Here is a 21,185-nt window from a genome sequence, read left to right on the forward strand (position 1 = left end):
AATTTGAACGATTATACCTGTAAACGCAGTCAGACCCAAGTAGGGCCGGGAATGGATTTGCTGCAGATTTATCCAGCGAATTGCCCGCTATGCAGAGCGAAAAGACAAAAAATCATCAGATTTTTATTGTCTATAAATCATTCATTTAATCATTAATACGCTAAATAACAGCGCAAAATTTACCCACTGGGTGAAAGTTTTCTGTCCACCATCCGCTCTTTTTCTCTAAGCAAACGCGCTACTTGATTTCGTTACCACGGCCGTTTGTTACACATGGAACAGTTAAGAGGATAAGACAATGAGCAAATCAAATCTGGCGGTCACCGCCGCAATTACCGGCCTGCTGGCCATGGGTGGCACTCTGCTGAGCGCAGCGCCGGCAATAGCCGCCGAGAAAGAGAAATGCTATGGCGTGGCTAAAGCGGGCCACAATGACTGCGCGACCAAATCCAGCTCCTGCGCCGGTACGTCCAAAATGGACCATCAGAAAGATGCCTTTGTGGTAATGCCCAAAGGGCTATGCGACAAACTGGCCGGCGGCAGCACCATGGCGCCGAAATAAGCCCGCACTGCGCCCTACCTGAGAGAACGTACGGCAGCGCCGTACGTTCTGCCCGGATGACTCATCGACCGCTCTTTATGCACCGTTAGCAGCAAGTATCGAATTGCGCACAAGGATAAGGATGCCATTATGAACCCTGCGATTTCTCACCCCCTGGTCGGTGTCGGTCTGCGCCCCGCCCATCTCGATTTTTTCTGCCACCAGCCAACGCCGCTCAGCTGGCTCGAGATCCACAGCGAAAACTATTTAGCGCCCTTTTCACCGGCGCGCCGCACCCTGCAGCATATCCGCGCCAACTACGACATCAGCTGTCACGGCATTGGTCTCTCTCTAGGTTCTGCCACCAGCATCAATCCTGACCATTTACGCCAGTTGCAGGCGCTGGTGAATGACATCGAGCCCATCATGGTGTCGGACCATCTCAGCTGGAGCGAGCATGGCGGCCACTATTTTAACGACCTGCTGCCGCTGCCCTACACCGAGGAGGCACTGAATGTATTTTGCCGCAATGTGCTGCAGGTGCAAGATGCCCTGGCGCGGCCGCTGCTGATTGAAAACCCGTCCAGTTATCTGCGTTTCAGTCATTCCACCATTGATGAATGGACTTTTCTGGCCGAAGTGCAGCGCCGCACCGACTGCCGTCTGTTGCTCGACCTCAACAATGTTCAGGTCTCAGCCTTTAATCACGGTTTTGCTGTCGCGACTTACCTCGCAGCCATTCCGGCCGATGCGGTGGATGAAATTCACCTCGCCGGCTACAGCGTGCGTCAGTTACCGCAAGGGGAGATCCGCATCGACAGCCACAATCGTCCGGTCAGTGACGCGTTATGGCAGCTGTTTCGCGCCTGGACGGCGCGCCACGGTGTACGCCGCACTCTGATAGAGTGGGATACCGACCTGCCTGAAGCACAGGTCCTGCTGGCAGAAGCCGACCACGCCGCGCAGATCCTGCGGCAGGTGACCTCGGCGCGATATCGCCACCCGGTTGACAGTTTAATGGCACAAGGAGGCGCTGATGAGCTGTGATCTGGCGCGGCTGCAAGCCGACTTTGCCCGCGCACTGAACGGTGACAACAAGGCCGTTGAACACCGGCTTACCAGTGACCGCTTTAGTGGCGGGCAGCGGCTGCAGATTTATCGCAATAACTATGTGATCAGCCTGAGTGACGTGCTCGCTGCCGGTTACCCGCTGCTCAGAGCCGTGATCGGTGAAGAGTGCTTCTCTGCGCTGGCGCGCCACTATGTTATGCATCATCCCCTGACCTGCGCTGATGTCAGCGCCTACGGCGCCGGGCTGGACAGTAGCATCGCCGCGCTGCCACATATTGAGCAGGCCGTGCCTTACGCCGCTGACCTGGCACATTTTGAGTGGCAACTGGATGTGGTGCAGCAAAGCTATGCAACGGCGCCCCGTCCGGACTGCCAGCCGCTGACCCGTTTAGCGGCACTCAGCGCTGCGCAGCAGGCGCAAGCCCGGCTGCAACTGTCGCCCTGGGTCAGTTTGTTCAGTGCGCCGTACGCCTTGTTTGATCTGCGCGCAGCTTTCCACAATGATGATTTTTCTGCGCTGCAACTGGCTGAGGCGCAACGCGGCCTGATCGCCTGCGATAGCGACGGCCAGCCCTGGACCCGCGCGTGCAGCGATTCGGAATATCATCTGCTGCACGCGCTGAGCGCTGCCACTCCGCTCGGCGCAATAACAGCAGAGTTGCTGGCCACTCTGCCGGCACTGACCCAGTTAGATATTGTGGCCGGTTTTACCCTGCCCGGCACGGAATAGGAGACGGATATGAACCCCCTGATTGCACGCTATCAACAAGGCAGCGGCTGGCTGCAAACTGTGCTGGCACCACTGATTTTACTGCTGGCGCGGCTGTGGGCAGCCAGTGTGTTTTTCCAATCCGGCCTGGTGAAAATCAGCAGCTGGGACAGTACCCTGTATCTGTTTGAATTTGAATATCAGGTGCCGCTACTGCCGTGGCAATGGGCGGCTTACCTTGGCACCGCGGCCGAGCTGCTCCTGCCGCTGCTGCTGATCGCCGGCCTGCTTGGCCGCCTCACCGCACTGGCGCTGTTCGGCTTCAATATCATCGCCGTCATCTCGTATCCGCTGCTGTGGGAGCGCGGTTTCTATGACCACCAGCTGTGGGGGGCGCTGCTGCTGATGGTCGTGGTGTGGGGGCCGGGTAAATGGTCACTTGATCACTGGCTCAGCCAGCGCTGGCATGGCGCGGCGCAGTCAGCACCGAACGTACGCAGCAACGCAGAATAACGATCAGTAACAGAATAAGTATCAGTAACAGAATAACGATCAGTAACCGCAATGGCAGAACAAAAATGGCACCATAGGAATAGCACAAGCGCGGTGCGCAGAATAGCAAAAGGCCAGCCTCAAGCAGGCTGGCCTTTAATGGTTGGACTTGGGCAGTGCTTATGCAGCGATGCCGGCGTGGCGCAGCAACGCGTCAATTTGCGGCTCACGGCCACGGAAGCGTTTGAACAGCTCCATCGGCTCTTCACTGCCGCCCATTTCCAGAATGTTATTCAGGAAGCTCAGGCCGGTGTCGCGGTTGAAAATACCGTCTTCCTCAAAGCGTGAGAAGGCATCGGCTGACAGCACTTCCGCCCACAGATAGCTATAGTAACCGGCGCTGTAACCACCGGCAAAGATATGGCTGAAGCTGTGTGAGAAGCGGTTCCACTCCAGGCTTGGCAGGACAGCCACTTTTTTCTTCACTTCGGCCAATGTTTCCAGCACTTTCGGTCCCTGATCCGGATCGTAGGTGGTGTGCAGGGTGAAATCGAACAGGCCGAATTCAAGCTGACGCAGGATAAACATCGCTGACTGGAAGTTTTTCGCCGCCAGCATTTTTTCCAGCATCGCTTTTGGCAGCGGCTCACCGGTCTGGTAATGGCCGGAGATAAACGCCAGCGCCTCTTCTTCCCAGCACCAGTTTTCCAGGAACTGGCTTGGCAGCTCGACCGCATCCCAAGGCACACCATTGATGCCCGATACCGCGCCCACTTCAACCTGAGTCAGCATATGGTGGATGCCATGGCCAGTTTCGTGGAACAGGGTCACCACTTCATCGTGGGTAAACAGCGCCGGTTTATCACCGACCGGACGGTTGAAGTTACAAGTCAGGTATGCCACCGGAGTTTGCAGTTCACCGGCCGTATTAATACGGCGCACCCGGCATTCATCCATCCAGGCGCCGCCACGTTTATGTTCACGCGCGTACAAATCCAGATAGAAGCTGCCACGCAGCGCACCATTGCTGTCGAAAATATCGAAAAAGCGCACTGACTCATGCCAGGTATCCACACCTGCACGCTCTTTGACCTGCATGCCGAACACGCGGCCCAGGACTTCAAACAGGCCGTTCACCACCTTGTGTTCCGGGAAATAAGGGCGCAGCTCTTCATCCGAGATCTGGAACAGGTGCTGTTTCTGCTTTTCACTGTAGTAAGCGATATCCCACAGTTTCAGTTCCGTGACGCCAAACTCCTGCTCGGCAAACTGGCGCAGCTCTTCCACTTCGCGCTCGCCCTGCGGCTTGGCTTTAGTGGCCAGGTTATTGAGGAAATCCATTACCTGCTGTGGCGATTCTGCCATCTTGGTCGCCAGTGATTTTTCGCTGTAGGTGTTAAAACCGAGCATACGCGAAATTTCATAGCGCAGCTTGAGCTGCTCGGCGATGATTTCGCTGTTGTCCCATTTACCGGCATTCGGGCCACGGTCCGACGCGCGGGTCACGTAGGCTTCATACAGCTCCTGACGCAGCGCCTGGTTGTCACAGTAGGTCATGACCGGCAGGTAAGACGGAATATCCAGCGTCAACAGGTAGCCGGTCAGGCCTTTGGCTTCCGCTGCCGCTTCGGCTGCTGCCAGTGCCGACTCCGGCATGCCGGACAGCTCATTGACGTCCGTCACGTGCTTGCTCCAGCCCATGGTGGCATCGAGCACGTTGTTGGAGAATTTAGAGCCCAGCTCTGACATACGCTTGCTGATCTCACCATAGCGTTTCTGCTCATCGCTTGGCAGGCCGATACCGGACAATTCGAAATCACGCAGCGCGTCAGTCACGGTTTTCTGCTGCGCACGGCTCAGCGCGCTGAACGCTTCGCTGGCTTTGATCGCCTGATAGGCTTTGAACAGCCCTTTGTGCTGACCAACCCAGGTGCTGTATTCCGACAGCAGTGGCAGGCAGCTTTCGTACGCTTCACGCAGCTCTTCGCTGTTGGTGACCGAGTTCATGTGACTGACCGGTGACCAGATGCGGCTCAGGTGATCATCCACTTCTTCGATCGGAGCAATGACATTGTCCCAGCTTGGCTCGGTATTTCCTTCCAGTACGGCGTTGATCTTTGCACGGCAATCTTCAATTGCCTTTTCAAGCGCAGGCTTGACGTGTTCTGGTTTGATAGCAGAAAACGGTGGCAAATCCGTAAAGGTCAGAAGTGGATTAGACATAGAACGTTCCTTTTGATCGAAAGAGGGTCAGTGAATGATATTCACTGGCTATTACGTTAATAGATATAGCCAGGTTCAGCAATTTTCAATACTGGCGTATAATCGGCGATAATGTTTTTTGAACTGACCAGCACCCCGCGACCGGGTGAGAGAGCGCAAATTGTTAAGTTACCGACACAGTTTCCATGCCGGAAACCACGCCGATGTGGTGAAACACATCGTACAAAGCTTAATCCTGACGTCCCTGCAGCAGAAGGATAAGCCGTTTGTTTATCACGACACCCACTCCGGCGTCGGCCGCTATGACCTGACTCATGAGTGGTCAGAAAAAACCGGCGAATATAAACAGGGCATCGCCCGTTTGTGGCAGCAGGCGGATGTGCCGGCAGATATCCAGAGCTACCTGGCGTCGATTAAAGCGCTGAATCAGGGTGACGAGCTGCGCTACTACCCGGGTTCGCCGCGAGTGGCGCGTGCTCACCTGCGTGCTGATGACCGCATGGTGCTGACCGAACTGCACCCGAGCGACTACCCGTTGCTGGAGCAGGAGTTCCACCGCGACCGCCAGGTGGCGATTTTTAAAGAGGATGGCTTTGCCCGCCTCAAAGCCAGCCTGCCGCCGAAAGAGCGCCGTGGCCTGGTGCTGATTGACCCACCGTATGAACTGGCCAAAGAGTACCGCGACGTGGTCAATGCGATAGCACAAAGCTACAAACGCTGGGCAACCGGCATCTATGCTATCTGGTATCCGGTGGTGAATCGCTGCGATATTGAAGACATGATTGAAGGCCTGCAGGGACTCGGCATTCGCAAAATTTTACAAATTGAACTCGGGGTTTCACCGGATACCAACGAGCGCGGCATGACCGCCTCTGGCATGATAGTGATTAATCCGCCGTGGAAACTGCAAAGTCAGATGGAAACCATCCTGCCGTTCCTCAAGCAGACCATTGCGCCAGCCACCGGTCACCACAAAGTGGAATGGATTGTACCCGAGTAATTAAACCGGTCCCCAGAGTCTGGGAGCTGGCAACAAGAATCAACCGCAGGGATTGAGTTCTGACATTCTGTCCTCCATCTACTGATGATACATATTAAAAAACACGCAGGGCATGCGACACCACTCGCCCCCTGCCTGACGGGAGTAAGTAATGGCAACACATTTTGACTATATCTGTATCGGCGGCGGCAGTGGCGGCATTGCGTCAGCGAACCGCGCGGCTATGTACGGTGCTAAAGTGGCGCTGATTGAAGCCAAAGATCTGGGCGGCACCTGTGTCAACGTCGGCTGTGTGCCGAAGAAAGTGATGTGGCACGGCGCGCAAGTGGCAGAAGCCATGAACCTGTACGCGGAAGATTACGGATTCGATGTTGAAGTGAAAAACTTCGACTGGAGCAAAATGGTTGAAAGCCGTCAGGCTTACATCGGCCGTATCCACCAGTCTTACGACCGCGTGCTGGGCAACAACAAAGTTGAAGTGATTCGTGGCTTTGCTAAGTTTGTCGACGCCAAAACCGTGGAAGTGAACGGCGAGCACTACACGGCTGATCATATTCTGATCGCTGTCGGCGGCCGTCCGACTATCCCGAACATTCCGGGCGCGGAGTACGGTATCGACTCGAACGGTTTCTTCGACCTGAATGAACAGCCAAAACGCGTTGCTGTGGTTGGCGCAGGTTACATCGCAGTGGAAATTGCCGGTGTACTCAACGCACTGGGCACAGAAACCCACCTGCTGTGCCGTAAAGAATCACCGTTGCGTAGCTTCGACCCAATGATCATTGATACTCTGGTTGAAGTGATGGCGGCAGAAGGCCCGCAACTGCACACCCACAGCGTGCCAAAAGAAGTGACCAAAGAAGCCGATGGCAGCCTGACCCTGCATCTGGAAAATGGTGAAAGCTGCAATGTTGACACCCTGATCTGGGCGATCGGCCGTCACCCGGCCACCGATGCCATCAATCTGGCCGCGACCGGTGTTGCCACCAATGACAAAGGTTACATCAAGGTCGACGCTTATCAGGCCACCAACGTACCGGGCATCTACTGTGTCGGCGACATTATGGAAGGCGGTATTGAGCTGACTCCGGTCGCCGTCAAAGCTGGCCGTCAGCTGTCTGAGCGTCTGTTCAACAACAAGCCGGATGCCAAGATGGACTACAACCTGGTACCGACCGTGGTATTCAGCCACCCGCCAATCGGCACCATCGGCCTGACCGAGCAGGAAGCGATTGAACAATACGGCGCCGACCAAGTGAAAGTCTACACTTCTGGCTTCACTGCGATGTACACCGCCGTCACCAAGCACCGTCAGCCATGTAAAATGAAGCTGGTGTGTGCTGGCGATGAAGAAACCGTGGTTGGCCTGCACGGCATCGGTTTCACTGTCGATGAGATGATCCAGGGCTTTGCCGTAGCAATGAAGATGGGCGCGACCAAAGCGGACTTCGACTCCGTGGTGGCGATCCACCCGACTGGCAGCGAAGAGTTCGTGACGATGCGTTAAGGCGTACCTGTCCTTTACCTCAGTAAAAAAGGCCGGGTTTCCCGGCCTTTTTGTATTTCTGCTCCCGGTCATCCGGCCACCCTCAATCCCAGTGGAAGCGTCATATCGACCGCCAGCCGCACCAAACAGCTCTTGTCGCACGAGCATGGAGCGTACTGACCCCTCATCTGACCCAGTGACCGACTCAGCCAACTCAGTCACCACTCAGAGTTCTCCAGCCTGAGGCCACTTTATTTACCTCTTGCTCCCCTGTCTGGCACAGCTTCTGCTTCAGTTTTGCTACCCATGGCCGATTTAAAAACGACCAGTAACAAATTTGCGCATGCATCTGCGTGCATTAGGTGCGACAATTCCCAACCGGGAAAATCGGATAAAAATTGCACTTCCTCATTAATTGTCCATCTGTGCAGCAAAATTTACTTGTCCAATTGTGCAATAAATGACAGAGTTCTATCCAGCAGCCAGACATGCGATTTTTACCTGGGTTCATCAGGATGACATCGGGTGTTGAGAGGCTTTGCAATTAACCAGCATTCTCACAAAGACATTTGAGCCGGTGAATCTGAGCGGTGGTTTGTACGTATACCTGAAGGGATCACTGAGTTTAATACGTTCTACGTGGTAAAGGAGAGAGAAATTATGGGCGACGGTAAAGCCTTTTCTAAACAGTGGCTAACCGCAGTTGTAGCCGCAATTGCGCTGGCGGGTTGTCAGCCAGATGCCACACCACAAGCTGGCGGCGACAGTGCACCACCTCCGGTGGCAGTCGATGTAGTTACCATCACGCCTCAGCCAGTCGACGTCACTAGTACCCTGCCGGGTCGAACCAGCGCCTATCGTATCGCTGAAGTCCGTCCTCAGGTGAGCGGCATCGTCACCAAACGTCTGTTTGTGGAAGGCAGCCAGGTGAAAAAAGGCGACGTATTGTTTGAACTGGATGCTTCCACTTATCAAGCTGCTCTGGCCAGTGCCAAAGCCAGCCTGGCCCGTTCAGAAGCGAGCCTGGTTCAGGCTCAGTTTCAAGCCAAGCGTTACAGCGAATTGGTGAAGAAGAACTCGGTCAGCCAACAGGATTACGAAGACGCGCAGGCAAGCTACAAGCAAGCACTAGCGTCGGTAGAAGAGGCGAAAGCCAACGTTCACTCTGCTGAAATCAACCTCGCCTACACCAAGATCACTGCGCCGATCTCCGGCCGTATCGGTCGTACTCTGATCACTGAAGGTGCATTGGTTACGGCGAACCAGACTAACGCTCTGGCAACCATTCAACAGCTGGATCCGCTTTATGTCGACCTATCTCAGCCAAGTAGTGAGTTGCTTAAACTGCGTCAGGCGACTGGCATAAAAAACACAGAGCTGAGCGGTATTAAACTGTTCCTTGATGACGGCACACCCATTGACCAGCGTGCAACGCTGCAGTTTGCGGAAGTATCGGTCAACGAAAATACCGGTACGGTCAATGTACGCGCCACCGTTGATAACGCCGATCAGTTCCTGCTGCCTGGCCTGTATATACGCGCTGCAGTTCCGACCGAGCATCGCGAAGACGGCATCCTGATTCCTCAGGCCGCAGTCACCCGCAACGCGCGCGGCGAAGCGTCGGTATTTGTGGTGGATGCAGACAACAAGGTTGAATCACGCATGGTAGAAACCAGCAACACTATCGGCAATCAGTGGCTGATTGACTCAGGCCTGAAAGCCGGCGAGAAAGTAGTGGTTAACGGTATCCAGAAAATTCGTCCGGGCAGCTCAGTCACTCCTCAAGTCCTGGAAGATTCTAAGGAATAATAAGACATGGCACGATTTTTTATAGATCGCCCAATATTCGCGTGGGTGATCGCCATCATCATCATGCTGGCGGGTGTGTTGTCAATCATGACACTGCCCGTCTCGCAATATCCGGATATCGCGCCGCCGGCGGTGTCGATTTCCGGCTCATACCCAGGTGCTTCGGCGGACACGGTGGAAAACAGCGTGACCCAGATAGTCGAGCAGAACATGAATGGTATCGACAATCTGCTCTACATGTCGGCCACCAGTGACTCTGCGGGTAACTTCAGTATCACCCTGACCTTCGAATCCGGTACCGATCCGGATATTGCTCAGGTTCAGGTGCAGAACAAGTTATCGCTGGCGGAAGCAACCCTTCCGAACGAGGTAACCCAACAAGGTCTGACGGTGGCGAAGTCCTCCAGTTCATTCCTGATGGTTGTCGGCTTTATCTCGAAAGACGGCAGCATGAACAACACCGAAATCTCTGACTTCATGGTATCGCAGGTTAAAGACCCGCTGAGCCGTGTACAAGGTGTCGGTGAAGTTCGTGTGTTCGGTGCCCAGCACGCCATGCGTATCTGGCTTGATCCGAACAAACTGAGCAACTACCAGCTGACGCCTGCGGAAGTAAGCAACGCAATTCACGCGCAAAACACCCAGGTATCAGTAGGTCAGCTCGGTGCAGCACCGGCAGTCGAAGGCCAGCAACTTAACGCGACCATCACGGCACAAAGCCGCTTTACCACAGTCAAAGAGTTCCAGAATATCCTGCTGAAAGTGGATACGGACGGCGCGCAGATTCGTCTCAAAGACGTGGCACGGGTTGAACTTGGCGCTGAGAACTACCAGACCGCGGCCCGTTACAACGGTAAATACGCGTCGGGCATCGCGATCACGCTGGCGACGGGTGCCAACGCTCTGGACACCGCAGATGCGGTCCGCGCACGTCTGGCTGAACTGCAGCCAACCTTCCCGGACAACATCGAAGTGGTGTATCCATACGATACCACTCCGTTTGTTAAAATCTCGATTGAAGAAGTAGTTCATACCCTGTTGGAAGCGATTGTACTGGTCTTCTTCGTGATGTACCTGTTCCTGCAAAACTTCCGTGCCACGCTGATCCCAACCATCGCGGTGCCTGTGGTTCTGCTCGGTACCTTCGGGATCATGGCGGCATTCGGCTTCTCAATCAACACCCTGACCATGTTTGGTCTGGTTCTCGCTATCGGCCTGTTGGTGGATGACGCCATCGTGGTGGTGGAAAACGTTGAGCGGGTAATGAGCGAAGACGGCTTGCCGCCACGTGAAGCAACCCGTAAATCAATGGGTCAGATCACCGGCGCTCTGGTCGGTATCGCGATGGTACTGAGTGCGGTATTTATCCCGATGGCGTTCTTTGGTGGCGCAGCGGGTGCGATTTACCGTCAGTTCTCACTGACCATTGTATCGTCAATGGTACTGTCAGTACTGGTGGCGATGATCCTGACTCCGGCACTGTGTGCAACCATGCTTAAGCCGGTGAAAAAAGGCGAAGATCACCACGTAAAATCCGGTCCGCTGGCCTGGTTCAACAAGTGGTTTGACCGTGGTACCCAAGGCTACCAGAACACAGTCGGCAAAGGCGTTAATCGTCGCTGGCGTTACCTGCTGGTTTACGGCGTGATTGTCGGCATTCTGGCCACACTGTGGACCCGCCTGCCATCTTCATTCGTACCGGAAGAAGACCAGGGTATTTTCTTGTCTGTTGTCCAGTTGCCGGTCGGTTCCACTCAGGAACAAACCCTGGCAGTGATGGATAAGGTGCGCAAGCACTTCCAGGAAGATGAAAAAGATCTGGTGGTTTCTGTGTTTACCGTTGCCGGCTTTAGTTTCGCCGGTCAGGGCCAGAACATGGGGATGGCGTTTGTGCGCCTGAAAGACTGGGATGAGCGGACTGAACCTGGCCAGTCGGTGGATGCGGTTATCGGCCGTTCATACCCTGCGTTTGCGTCAATCAAAGAAGCACAAATCTTCTCATTCAACATCCCGGCGATTCAAGGCCTGGGTAGTGCGAGTGGTTTTGATGCTTACCTGACAGATACGGCTAACCTGGGTCACGAAAAACTGATCGAAGCGCGTAACCAACTGCTGGGCATGGCCGGTTCGAACCCCAACCTGACTCAGGTACGTCCGAACGGTATGGAAGATACGCCGCAGTTCCGCATTGATATCGACTATGAAAAAGCGATGGCAATGGGTGTGACAGTATCGGACATCAACACCACCCTGTCGACCGCGCTGGGTTCGAGCTACGTTAACGACTTCATCGATAACGGCCGGGTCAAACGCGTTTACGTGCAGGCCGATGCGCCTTACCGGATGACGCCGGATGACCTCAGCCTGTGGCACGTGCGTAACGCCGATGGTGATATGGTGCCGTTCGATGCCTTCGCTACTACGCGCTGGTCGTTCGGTTCACCTCGTCTGGAGCGCTTTAACGGCGTACCGGCCGTCAACATTCAGGGCTCGGCGGCACCGGGTAAGAGTACCGGTGATGCGATGCAGGCGATTCTGGAAATTGTTGATCAGCTGCCGGAAGGCATTGGCCTGGAATGGACGGGGGCCTCGTACCAGGAAATTCAGACCGGTTCACAAGCGCCGTTCCTGTACGCCCTGTCTATCTTAATCGTATTCCTCAGCCTGGCTGCGTTGTACGAAAGCTGGAGTGTGCCGTTCTCCATTATCCTGGTCGTTCCGCTGGGGGTATTTGGTGCGATTCTGGCGGCAACCACCAAGTCGCTGTCGAACGATATTTACTTCCAGGTTGGCCTGCTGACCACCATTGGTCTGTCAGCGAAAAACGCCATCCTGATCGTGGAATTCGCCAAAGACCTGTATGACGATGGCATGGATCTGGTGAAAGCGACCGTTGAAGCGTGTCGTATGCGTCTGCGTCCGATCATGATGACCTCGTTCGCGTTTATTCTTGGCGTACTGCCACTGGCTCTGAGTACCGGTGCCGGTGCAGCGAGCCGTAACGCGATCGGTTGGGGTGTTGTGGGTGGTATGCTGGCAGCAACTATCCTGGCGATTTTCTTCGTCCCGGTGTTCTTTGTGATGGTGATGAAACTATTCGGCACCAAACCGCATAAGATTCCGACCGACGCTTAATCGAGTGAACAGCCTCCAAATGCCCACCCGCCTCCGGCCGGTGGGCATTTTTTTATTCCGGTCATCCAATAATGCTTAACTCACATTCAGCAGATGTAGCAATAGTAAGAAAAGTTTCACTTTGCACATACATTTTGGATACACTACCAACGTGGTTATTCATACGATAAAAAATCCGTGCAAGCACCTGACTCTTCAACACAATTTTTTTACGACTGGCTGGATCTGAGCGAATCGGAGCAACAAGATGCGATCGCGCGTTTACAGGTCGAGCAACCCGATCTTTATCAGGAAGTGCTGCCGCTGCTGACTGCCTCAGCCGCCACCAGTTTGCATCAGGTTCTGGCCCATCATGCCTTAGCGTGGGCCGCAGACAGCGCAGATTACTCACAGCAACTGATCGACAAATACCAGCTGCACGACGAAATCGGCCGCGGCGGTATCGGCATCGTTTATGCCGCAACCCGCGCCGACAACACCTATGAACAGCAACTCGCTGTCAAGCTGATTCAGCCACACATCATTGAACAACTGGGCCAGCGAGCGCTGTTTGCCGAGGCGCAGATCCTGGCCCGCCTCAACCATCCCGGGATTGCCAAAGTGTACGATGGCGGCCTGTTTCACGACCAGGTCTATATCGTGATGGAATACATTCACGGTCCGACGCTGGACAGTTATCTGCAACAGCAGGAGTTAACCCGTCAGGACAAGCTGCGGCTGTTTATCCGTATCTGTCAGGCAGTCGAACACGCCCATGACCACCAGGTACTGCATGCCGATCTCAAACCGGCTAACATCCTCATCTCCAGCGGAGATCAGCCCAAGCTAATCGACTTCAACCTGACCCAGAAATTCAAACCGCAGTCCGCTCAGTTGCATGACTCCTCTCTGCTCGCGTTCAGTAATCAGTACGCCAGTCCGGAGCAAAAACAAGGGGAATACCTCACCCAACAAAGTGACGTCTACTCACTGGGTAAGATATTACACGCTGTATTTCCGACGCCTAAAGCGGGCTCAGATCTGGCGTGTATCATAGCTAAAGCGACCGAGTCAGATACCGGGCAGCGCTATCTCAGCGTGGGTGACCTGCGGCATGATGTAGAGCATCTGCTCGCTCTGCGGCCGATTTCGCTGCGCCAGCATCTGCCGTTTTACCTGCTCAAACGTCTGGTGCAAAGACGGCCTTTTTACTGCTTGTTACTCTCGTTACTCCTGGCATCAGCGACCAGTTTTACCATCGCGGTGATCGAGAAAAACCGCCAATTGTCGGCGGAAAAGAAGATCTCGGACAACATGTTGTTCGAGCTGACCCAACTGCTGTTTCACAGTAAGAATTCGCTCGAACAACCACTGAGTATTGATGCCATGCTTGAGATCACCCGGCGGCGGATTTTATCCAACCCGGATATCCCGCAACACATTAAACAAAAAATGTTACTGGCACTGCTTACGCCGACACCACCAAAACAGCACAATCGACCAACGGCTCAGCCAGCGACCCCGAATCAACCATGACCATCCTACGTAATCTGCTCCTGACTACCGCCAGCCTGCTGACCACCAGCCCGCTGGCCGCCGCGCCTGATACACAGCAGGGCTATTTTATTGATGCGCCGGTCACCGGCCTGTTTTACACCACCAGCTCCGGACTGAGCGGCACAACCCAGAAAGGGTCCTTTTCCTATCATCCCGGCGATGTGATCCGCTTCTATCTCGGCCTGGATGAACATGGCTATCTGCTCACCACCCTGAGTGGTCAGGAAGTGGTGACCCCAACCCTGGCCAGTACCCAGGTCAGCCGCAGTGTAAACATGACCCGTTTACTGCTGTCGCTGGATTCGACCCCACAAAACCGCGAAGAGATCACGCTGCTCAGCCAGGCACTGACTGACCGGGATTTTATTCAGCAGCTTAAACAGCTGGACTTGTCATTTCTTGACGATCATCTTGCGGCACTTAACCTGCCGCTGGTCTCGACTCAGCAAGCGGTCGAACACCTCAATCAGAGCCAGCACTATATTGAGCAGAATTTTGTATCCGACCAGGTTATTTACCGGCCAAAAGGCGTAATGTACGAAACCAGCCTGGTACCCAAAAAAGACTGGCAGGGAAAAATCTGCGCGTACAATCTCGATCGCGCTGCTCATCCCAATTACTTTGCCCCGATAGGTAAAACGCGCTTTTCAGTCGGAGCGGAAACACTGACCGAGTATCCGGCTATCGGTGATCACTTTAACGGCTGCCAGCTCAGACCTGAGCACGGGCTCACCCAGGCAGTAGAGCATCCGCTGAGCCAATTTGCCTATGAGGCCGGCCTGATTGGCTGCGCCCGGCACGGCTGTACCCGTAACGATCTCAATGGCTTCTATGTCGAGGACTTTGACGACGAAGGCGACTGGAAATACCGCACCATCGCGATGAACTTTGACCCGCTCACTGAGCTGTTTATGGAGAAATCGCAGGGACTGGGCCATAAAGCCGGCGTCAGCCACAACAACCGCAGTGAGATGATGTGGTTTACCTACCCGAACGGTAAGGGCGACCACATTCCATTACCGGGCATCTGGTTACGTACTCGCTATCTGGTCTCAGGCATTCAGCATCAGTGCCTGCACATCACCACCAACCAGGTCCTGCTCGGGCCTGAGTCGGTCAGTGAGTGTCCTTCCGAGCCACAAAACTACACCCGGGACGTCACTGCACAATACCGCGATATGTGGTGGCTGCAAAAACCGGATAAAAGGATCAATGTGGGCGATCTCAATATTACCGTGACCTGGTTTGACCCGGAGCGTGGCCCACAATTTACCAGCTGGGAATACCTGCCGGCCGGCCACCACTGGGATCAGGGCATTTTGTATCGCTATCAGCAACGCAAACAGCGCGCCGTTGACGGCCAGGAATCAATGCAAACCCTGAGTGTCGATGAATTCACCAAACAGCATAAGGACAGCTAATGGTCTCTTCTCCCTTTACGCAAGTACTGCATAACTGGAAGCAGGGTGATAAGCCCGCAGAAAGTGAACTCTATCATATTGCTTACGCGCAACTGCGCCGCCTGGCGGAACAGGAACAGGCGCGTAACGCAGGCAAATATGGCGACAGTAATCCAATTCTCAATGACAGTATCCACAGCACCACCGCCCTGGTGCACGAGGCTTATCTTCGCTTATCACAAGCCGATCTGGATGATGTGCATCATCGGCGCGATTTTTATCTCAAAGCGGCCAAAATCATGCGTCAGATTTTGATCGACCATGCGCGGCATAAGCAGGCACAAAAGCGCCAGCCGGTGACATCGTTACCGGATGCAGAGCCCGCCGCATCATTTGAACAACTGATCATCATGGATAAAACTCTGGATACCTTCAGTGCCCGCTATCCGCGCCAGTCGAACGCGCTAAAGCTCAAGTATCTGATCGGCATGAAAGTCGATGAGATCAGCGAGCTGCTGGAGTGCAGCCGCAGCCTGATTGAAAAGGATCTCAAATTCGCCCTGTGCTGGTTCCAGTCGAGGCTAAGTTAAGATGCGCGTTCTTGTTTCACTGAGTGCCGCAGTACTGGGGGCCTGGCTGTTGTGGCCCGCCGACTCGCGCACCGAGCAATTGGCAGTGGATGAAACCGCTCAGCGCGGGTTAACACCGGGCCATGCTTGGTGGCCGGACAGTCACAGCGCATCGCGCGCCGCAGCGTCCGCTCCCTCTCTCTCTGCAGGTACACATAGTGCCGATAACAACGCAAGCCGATCACCAGCCGACTCCACCGATGAGACGGAAAGCAGTGACGGTGAACCTGAGACAGAGCAACCATCTGAGGAAACAGCGCCTGACAGCGCGGGCGCGGAGGTGAAGACAGTCACGACGGCAGAGAGTGATACGGCCAGCGCCGCAGAAGAGAACCAGCCGCCGCAACTCAACAGCGAAGCCTATCAACGCATCAGTGACGAAATTGCGACCTGGCAACTCAGCCCGGGCAATGCTGTGCGTTATCAGGTTGATATCAGTGACCTGTTCACCGATCCGGAAGGCGACCTGCTCTCCTACCGGGTATCGGTCACCAGCGCAGCCCTGCGACTCAACCTTGCTCAACTGCTGACCGTAAGCGGCACACCGGAGCCGGATAGTGGCGCCCCGACGCTGCTGATTGAAGCCAGTGACGATGCCCATGCCGAGGAGACCTGGCCAAGCACCAGTTTTGTGTTGCCGGTTGCACAGGATGACAACGAGCAGGATACCCGACAGCTGGAAGATACCCGTTTATACCGTATCCAGACTACGCGCCAGCTGGGTGGCCAACACTATGATTATGACGTGCTGTATTGTGAACTGTTCTACCTCAGTAAAGGGGTGGTTTATTATGCCATGGGACAAACCCGCCTCGACTGCCCTGACAGCGCAGCGCTGCAGCGCGCCGGAACCTATCAGCGCAAGACGCAGCAAATCGACTTCAGCCTTGATTCTAACCATCTCTACAGCTGGATTTTTCGCCACAGCTATCCGTCACGCATCTATAACAGCAACAATTTTCTCGTCACCAGCTATGACGGTGACGAATATCAAACCGATACTCTCTCCGACACCCGCGAGGCAGCACAAGCACGTCTGAACGGTGATACCGGCCAGTACCTCTATCAAGGCGGTAACTTTGACTACCTGCTGATGGACGAGCAACAGAACTATTACTGGGTCAGCATGGGCAACTACATTTACGACCGCCGCTTCGACAACCCTAACTATTATCAACCGGCAGACTCAGATCTGAACATCGTGACCGATCAGGGCGATCTCTCCTGTCGTCAGTTTGAACCTTATTTCGCCTTTTCCTCCCTGACCGGCCCGACCCTGTATCAGCAAACCATGATGGTGTTTTCCGGCGATTATTATGGCAACTATCCGCCAGCCTGTTATGAATTTGACTCCCATCAGCGTCCGATCAGCCTTTCTTCGGATTTGGAATACTCCGAGTATGACATCCCGCTTGAGGGAGAAATTTATACCTATATTCTGCGCCCGCGCCCGGAGTACACCCAGTGGCTGGAAACCCTGAAAATCAATTTAATTTATCACCATCCGGATCCAAACATCACGCCGTAAACCGCATGACTACTGGTTTCCAGCCACTAATGATAAAAAAATTAAATTAATTTACGGGTTTTATGCTGCTTTCCGTATATTGCCAGCAGGTATGGCAACAGGTAGAACGTGGCTCAGATTTGGTATTTTACGCTTTAACTCTATTTTTGCGCCGGGACAGCATACAACAGGCGCAGCAAATAAAGCATCCACGTTCTCGTTTGCAATCGACAGGGAAATAATAATGAAGAAAATGACTTTTCTGGCAGTGTCTGTGGCTTTGGCATTAACCGGCTGTGGCGGCGGTGGCGGCTCAGACAGCAGCGGACAAACCGCGGCTCAGAGCACCACCATCACAGGTTTCGACGGCTACTTTAATCAGGCTGTACTGTTTGACGATACCAACAACAACGGCCTGCTGGATATTGGTACAGATACCTTGTTTGGCCTGACCAACGAGAACGGCCAGCGGGTTCTGCCTGCCGGTACCGAGATTGCAGGCTCACTGGCGCTGCAAACCCTGACTCCGGGCGGTGCAATGCAGACCGCTCTGGCGAACCTGGAACCGGAAACCTACGCCGGTAAATACACCATCGATATGGATAACCCGGGTCAGGCTATGGCGCATGAGCTGGTATTCCGCGCGCCGGGCTCATCGCAGGTGATCTCCCCGGTCACTGACCTGGTTGCGATTGCGATGAGCAACGACAGCACGCTGAGCGAAGATGACGCCAAACAGAGTGTGGCACTGAGTTTGGGTCTGACCGAAGAGCAGGCGGATGATGTGTACAGCGACTTTGTCGATGGTAACAAAGCTAACCGTAAGCTGCATAAAGTAGCCCAGATTCTGACCGAATCAAAAGCGGATGCCCAAACCAAAGGCAACGACTACAGTACGCACGCCAGCCAAATCGCTCTGGCGGCACAAAGTACGGTCTACAACATGGATGATGCGCAGTTAGCTTCTGACACCTATAAGCCGGTGGTACCGGTTAATGGTGACAGCGTCGGCACTGTCATCAGCAATAACCAGTTAATCACAGACACAGCAACCGTCGATAACATTCAGACACGCCTGACCGAACTGAACGTTGCCGAAGGTGAAAATTTTAGCGGTGCGACCCTCGATCTTAGCGGCCTGTTCCGCGACACCGACCTGGCTGACGGCATCGCACCCGTTATCACAGTCAAAGAGTCCAGCCTGGGTACAACAGGGATTGCGCTCAGCGTCAGCGACCAAATCCTAAGCCTGGCCGCGGTCAATCCGGTTGCGAGCGGCGGTGAGTATACGATCACTCTGCAGGCCAGCGATCGCGATGCTAATGGCGACAAGATTGGTGCGCCTGTTGCTGTAGTGCTCAACCTGACCATCGTATCCGCCAATCTGGCCCCGGTTGTCGAGTCGGGCGAGCTGAGCCGGATTCAGTCGATCATCGATGGCTGGCAACTGCAGCAGGGCAGTGCATTTGAACAGACGCTGAGTCTGGCGGGCCTGTTCAGTGACAGCGATGGCACCATCAGCGACTACCAAGTCGGTACCATCAGTGCAGACGGCCTCAGCATCAACGTGGATGCCAGCCAAGCCGTGATCACGATTGCTGGTACACCCAACAAAGCCTACCCAGCCGGACAAACGTTCGTGGTTTACGGCCTGGATAACGAAAGGGCCAAAGTGAGCGCCAGCTTCACCTTGCCTGAAATTGTGGAAGGTGTGGAACCTGAGCCAGAAACACCAGAGCTTGGTTTTACCCTCAAGCAGTTCAATAACCAAGAGTGGAAAATGGGAAGCTTTGCAGCCCAAGATGGCGAAGTGGGTTACGCGGCGCTGCTCAACAACGGTGGTCAACTGCAAATGTGTTGGGGGACGGACGCACAAAGTGACCCATACAAAACCAACATCAGTGACACCAACACGTGGAACAACGAAACCGCGTTTGATCGCCTAGCCCAACTGGACGAAGTGAGCGGTACGTACGTGCAAGCGGCGGATAAAGATTGTTGGAGCGTCGAACTGCAGAGCGATGGTTCTTTGAGCAACTTTGACGGCTTTGAGGCCAAAGTGCTATATCAAAACAGCGATGGCGACCAATTCCTGATTCAAATAGGCAGCCAAGAACTGTTCTGGTTGGACGGAACGTCGACCAAGTTCGCCAACCCGATTGAGGCAGAGACCAAAGTTTACGCGGGTGTGACGGAATACCAGATGTTCGTGGAGGCGGGTGAAGACTTCATTGAAGACTTGGATGGTCCAGAGCTGAGCTACTCATACATGGAGAACCAACTGACCGAGGGTGAATTTGAAGCCAACTCGGTTCTGCCAACAGGATTCTATACGCCGGGTACATGGTCAATTTCAACGGATAATCAAGGCTACAGCTACGCTAAGTTTATCGAAACAGAAGAAGACCAAAAAACACGCATTCGCTATGTGTACCGCGATTTTGGTGACTTCTACATTTCCATGGGCTGGGATGAAGAAGGGCAATACCAATTGGCATCGTCCTTCTACCTCTTTAGCGAAGACAAAGCGTTGATGAATGCTGTCGTGGAATCATTGCCCATCTCCGAAGATTAATCACGCGGTGTGATACACCGCCAATGATCATCAAAAGGCCGCATCTCAGATTCGGCCTTCTTCTGTTTCATCGGGCTAATATTGATCAGCCAATACCACGTTCAGTTACTGAACACACAACACATTCAGCAGTGAGGTACCTTTCAGATTTGTCGTCCTGCCATTGGTAAACAGCCCTTTACGCCCCTCTCCCCAGTACGGCAGATACACCGGCCACTGTTCACGCTCCATCACTTTTGAATTGAGTAACTGCTTCCACTCCTGCTCATTAGCCAGGCGCATATTCTGGCTGCGGCACATTTTTTCCGCGCCGTCATAGCTGAGCCGGTTCCAGGCTTTGTTATGCTCCATATAAAACTGCACATTGTCGGCCAGGGTGTAAGGCACCACATAACTCACTCCGTTGAGTGACGTCTGATGGCGGAAACTGACATCGGCCCCCTGAGACGCAACGGTTGCAGGTAAAGCGCGGGTTTCGGTCAACGCAGCGGCTGGCTCAGGTGCCACCGCAGCAGGTTTAGGTTGCGGGGCTGATGCCTGAGCTTTAGCAGGCTTTGGGGCAGCTTGTAGTGCGGCTGGAGCACGCTTTACCGGCGCAGCCGTTGTCACTGACGTCGCCGTGCTTTTTGCGACTTCACGAATAAAGGCTTCCTTGTAGCCGCCCACAGTACGCACGCCGCGCAAATCTTTGCGCGCCTTGGCGAAATCATCGTAAGGCCCGATCAGACAGCGGGTGCCTTTGTCTTCCGGTTTCATCCAGACATGGGTTGAGATATGTTGATACAAACCCTGGGCCTGGGCTAACGATAAAGGCTTGGTCAACAAGCCGCACTGAATCCAGAAATCAGAATCCTTTCTTTTCGGGGCCGAGTTACCCCATAAACCTTGTCCTATCGGACACGTCTTATCCAGGACCGGCAACTGATTGCTGGCGGCCTGAGTCGCATCACAAAGAAACTCCTGAGCATGTACCGGTAATGAAAACAGGGGTACAGCGCAGCAGGACAGGCTCAACAGAACTCGATGGGTGATTTTAGGCATCACGACCACTCTCATCTCCATAGTTATCCTA

Annotated in this window: 15 protein-coding genes; 13 read left to right on the plus strand and 2 right to left on the minus strand. The window is 54.3% G+C overall.

Features of this window, described 5'->3' with window-relative positions; genetic code table 11:
• Positions 1 to 298: 298 nt before the first annotated feature.
• From E6C74_RS16950 to E6C74_RS16965, 4 genes are all read left to right on the plus strand, one after another.
• Positions 299 to 562, plus strand: a complete 264-nt coding sequence (locus tag E6C74_RS16950) for a DUF2282 domain-containing protein (RefSeq protein ID WP_136487235.1) — start codon at positions 299 to 301, stop codon at positions 560 to 562.
• A gap of 129 nt (positions 563 to 691) precedes the next feature.
• Positions 692 to 1,588: a DUF692 domain-containing protein gene (locus E6C74_RS16955; RefSeq protein WP_136487236.1), complete on the plus strand. Its 897-nt coding sequence runs from the start codon at positions 692 to 694 to the stop codon at positions 1,586 to 1,588.
• Positions 1,578 to 2,342 (plus strand): DNA-binding domain-containing protein, encoded by a 765-nt coding sequence (locus tag E6C74_RS16960; RefSeq protein WP_136487237.1) that lies wholly within the window; start codon positions 1,578 to 1,580, stop codon positions 2,340 to 2,342. Before E6C74_RS16955 ends, E6C74_RS16960 begins: the two co-directional genes overlap by 11 nt.
• A gap of 9 nt (positions 2,343 to 2,351) precedes the next feature.
• Complete coding sequence (locus E6C74_RS16965; RefSeq protein WP_136487238.1) at positions 2,352 to 2,834, plus strand: DoxX family protein; 483 nt, start codon at positions 2,352 to 2,354, stop codon at positions 2,832 to 2,834.
• Between the two features lie 159 nt (positions 2,835 to 2,993).
• Here E6C74_RS16965 and prlC read toward each other — a convergent pair whose 3' ends face one another.
• Complete coding sequence (prlC, locus tag E6C74_RS16970; protein WP_136487239.1) at positions 2,994 to 5,036, minus strand: oligopeptidase A; 2,043 nt, start codon at positions 5,034 to 5,036, stop codon at positions 2,994 to 2,996.
• A gap of 160 nt (positions 5,037 to 5,196) precedes the next feature.
• Here prlC and E6C74_RS16975 point away from each other — a divergent pair, with 160 nt between their 5' ends.
• The 9 genes from E6C74_RS16975 (at position 5,197) to E6C74_RS17015 (ending at position 20,113) form a co-directional block, all read left to right on the plus strand.
• Entirely contained in the window at positions 5,197 to 6,036 is an 840-nt protein-coding gene (locus E6C74_RS16975) for a 23S rRNA (adenine(2030)-N(6))-methyltransferase RlmJ (protein ID WP_136487240.1), read from the plus strand.
• Positions 6,037 to 6,187: 151 nt separating this feature from the next.
• Entirely contained in the window at positions 6,188 to 7,543 is a 1,356-nt protein-coding gene (gene gorA / locus E6C74_RS16980) for a glutathione-disulfide reductase (RefSeq protein ID WP_136487241.1), read from the plus strand.
• 639 nt (positions 7,544 to 8,182) lie between these two features.
• Complete coding sequence (locus E6C74_RS16985) at positions 8,183 to 9,331, plus strand: efflux RND transporter periplasmic adaptor subunit (RefSeq protein ID WP_136487242.1); 1,149 nt, start codon at positions 8,183 to 8,185, stop codon at positions 9,329 to 9,331.
• 6 nt (positions 9,332 to 9,337) lie between these two features.
• A complete protein-coding gene (locus E6C74_RS16990; RefSeq protein WP_136487243.1) occupies positions 9,338 to 12,466 on the plus strand; it encodes an efflux RND transporter permease subunit in 3,129 nt (1,042 codons plus the stop codon).
• Positions 12,467 to 12,643: 177 nt separating this feature from the next.
• Positions 12,644 to 13,981 carry a serine/threonine-protein kinase gene (locus tag E6C74_RS16995; RefSeq protein ID WP_136487244.1) on the plus strand — a complete coding sequence of 446 codons (1,338 nt, stop codon included), beginning with the start codon at positions 12,644 to 12,646 and terminating at the stop codon, positions 13,979 to 13,981.
• The gene (locus tag E6C74_RS17000; RefSeq protein WP_136487245.1) at positions 13,978 to 15,423 is read left to right on the plus strand and encodes a chromosome partitioning protein ParA; all 1,446 of its coding nucleotides are present in this window, start codon (positions 13,978 to 13,980) and stop codon (positions 15,421 to 15,423) included. The genes E6C74_RS16995 and E6C74_RS17000 overlap by 4 nt, the downstream gene beginning before the upstream one ends.
• Positions 15,423 to 15,992 (plus strand): ECF-type sigma factor, encoded by a 570-nt coding sequence (locus E6C74_RS17005; RefSeq protein ID WP_136487246.1) that lies wholly within the window; start codon positions 15,423 to 15,425, stop codon positions 15,990 to 15,992. The genes E6C74_RS17000 and E6C74_RS17005 overlap by 1 nt, the downstream gene beginning before the upstream one ends.
• A 1-nt stretch (position 15,993) precedes the next feature.
• Positions 15,994 to 17,559 (plus strand): hypothetical protein, encoded by a 1,566-nt coding sequence (locus E6C74_RS17010; protein ID WP_136487247.1) that lies wholly within the window; start codon positions 15,994 to 15,996, stop codon positions 17,557 to 17,559.
• Positions 17,560 to 17,782: 223 nt separating this feature from the next.
• A complete protein-coding gene (locus E6C74_RS17015; protein WP_136487248.1) occupies positions 17,783 to 20,113 on the plus strand; it encodes a hypothetical protein in 2,331 nt (776 codons plus the stop codon).
• A 105-nt stretch (positions 20,114 to 20,218) separates the two neighbouring features.
• Here E6C74_RS17015 and E6C74_RS17020 read toward each other — a convergent pair whose 3' ends face one another.
• Positions 20,219 to 21,154 (minus strand): SPOR domain-containing protein, encoded by a 936-nt coding sequence (locus E6C74_RS17020; RefSeq protein WP_240798212.1) that lies wholly within the window; start codon positions 21,152 to 21,154, stop codon positions 20,219 to 20,221.
• Positions 21,155 to 21,185: the final 31 nt, after the last annotated feature.

This window comes from Vibrio sp. H11 (genome assembly GCF_004804295.1).
Lineage (GTDB): Bacteria > Pseudomonadota > Gammaproteobacteria > Enterobacterales > Vibrionaceae > Vibrio > Vibrio ostreae.

Excerpts from the sequence above, each read along its gene's own strand:
- E6C74_RS17005 (WP_136487246.1), top strand. The coding sequence starts at position 15,423 with ATGGTCTCTTCTCCCTTTACGCAAGTACTGCATAACTGGAAGCAGGGT.
- E6C74_RS17000 (WP_136487245.1), top strand. The coding sequence starts at position 13,978 with ATGACCATCCTACGTAATCTGCTCCTGACTACCGCCAGCCTGCTGACC.
- E6C74_RS16950 (WP_136487235.1), top strand. The coding sequence starts at position 299 with ATGAGCAAATCAAATCTGGCGGTCACCGCCGCAATTACCGGCCTGCTG.
- E6C74_RS16965 (WP_136487238.1), top strand. The coding sequence starts at position 2,352 with ATGAACCCCCTGATTGCACGCTATCAACAAGGCAGCGGCTGGCTGCAA.
- E6C74_RS17010 (WP_136487247.1), top strand. The coding sequence starts at position 15,994 with ATGCGCGTTCTTGTTTCACTGAGTGCCGCAGTACTGGGGGCCTGGCTG.
- prlC (WP_136487239.1), bottom strand. The coding sequence starts at position 5,036 with ATGTCTAATCCACTTCTGACCTTTACGGATTTGCCACCGTTTTCTGCT.
- E6C74_RS16955 (WP_136487236.1), top strand. The coding sequence starts at position 692 with ATGAACCCTGCGATTTCTCACCCCCTGGTCGGTGTCGGTCTGCGCCCC.
- E6C74_RS17015 (WP_136487248.1), top strand. The coding sequence starts at position 17,783 with ATGAAGAAAATGACTTTTCTGGCAGTGTCTGTGGCTTTGGCATTAACC.
- E6C74_RS16990 (WP_136487243.1), top strand. The coding sequence starts at position 9,338 with ATGGCACGATTTTTTATAGATCGCCCAATATTCGCGTGGGTGATCGCC.
- E6C74_RS16985 (WP_136487242.1), top strand. The coding sequence starts at position 8,183 with ATGGGCGACGGTAAAGCCTTTTCTAAACAGTGGCTAACCGCAGTTGTA.
- E6C74_RS16960 (WP_136487237.1), top strand. The coding sequence starts at position 1,578 with ATGAGCTGTGATCTGGCGCGGCTGCAAGCCGACTTTGCCCGCGCACTG.
- gorA (WP_136487241.1), top strand. The coding sequence starts at position 6,188 with ATGGCAACACATTTTGACTATATCTGTATCGGCGGCGGCAGTGGCGGC.
- E6C74_RS17020 (WP_240798212.1), bottom strand. The coding sequence starts at position 21,154 with ATGCCTAAAATCACCCATCGAGTTCTGTTGAGCCTGTCCTGCTGCGCT.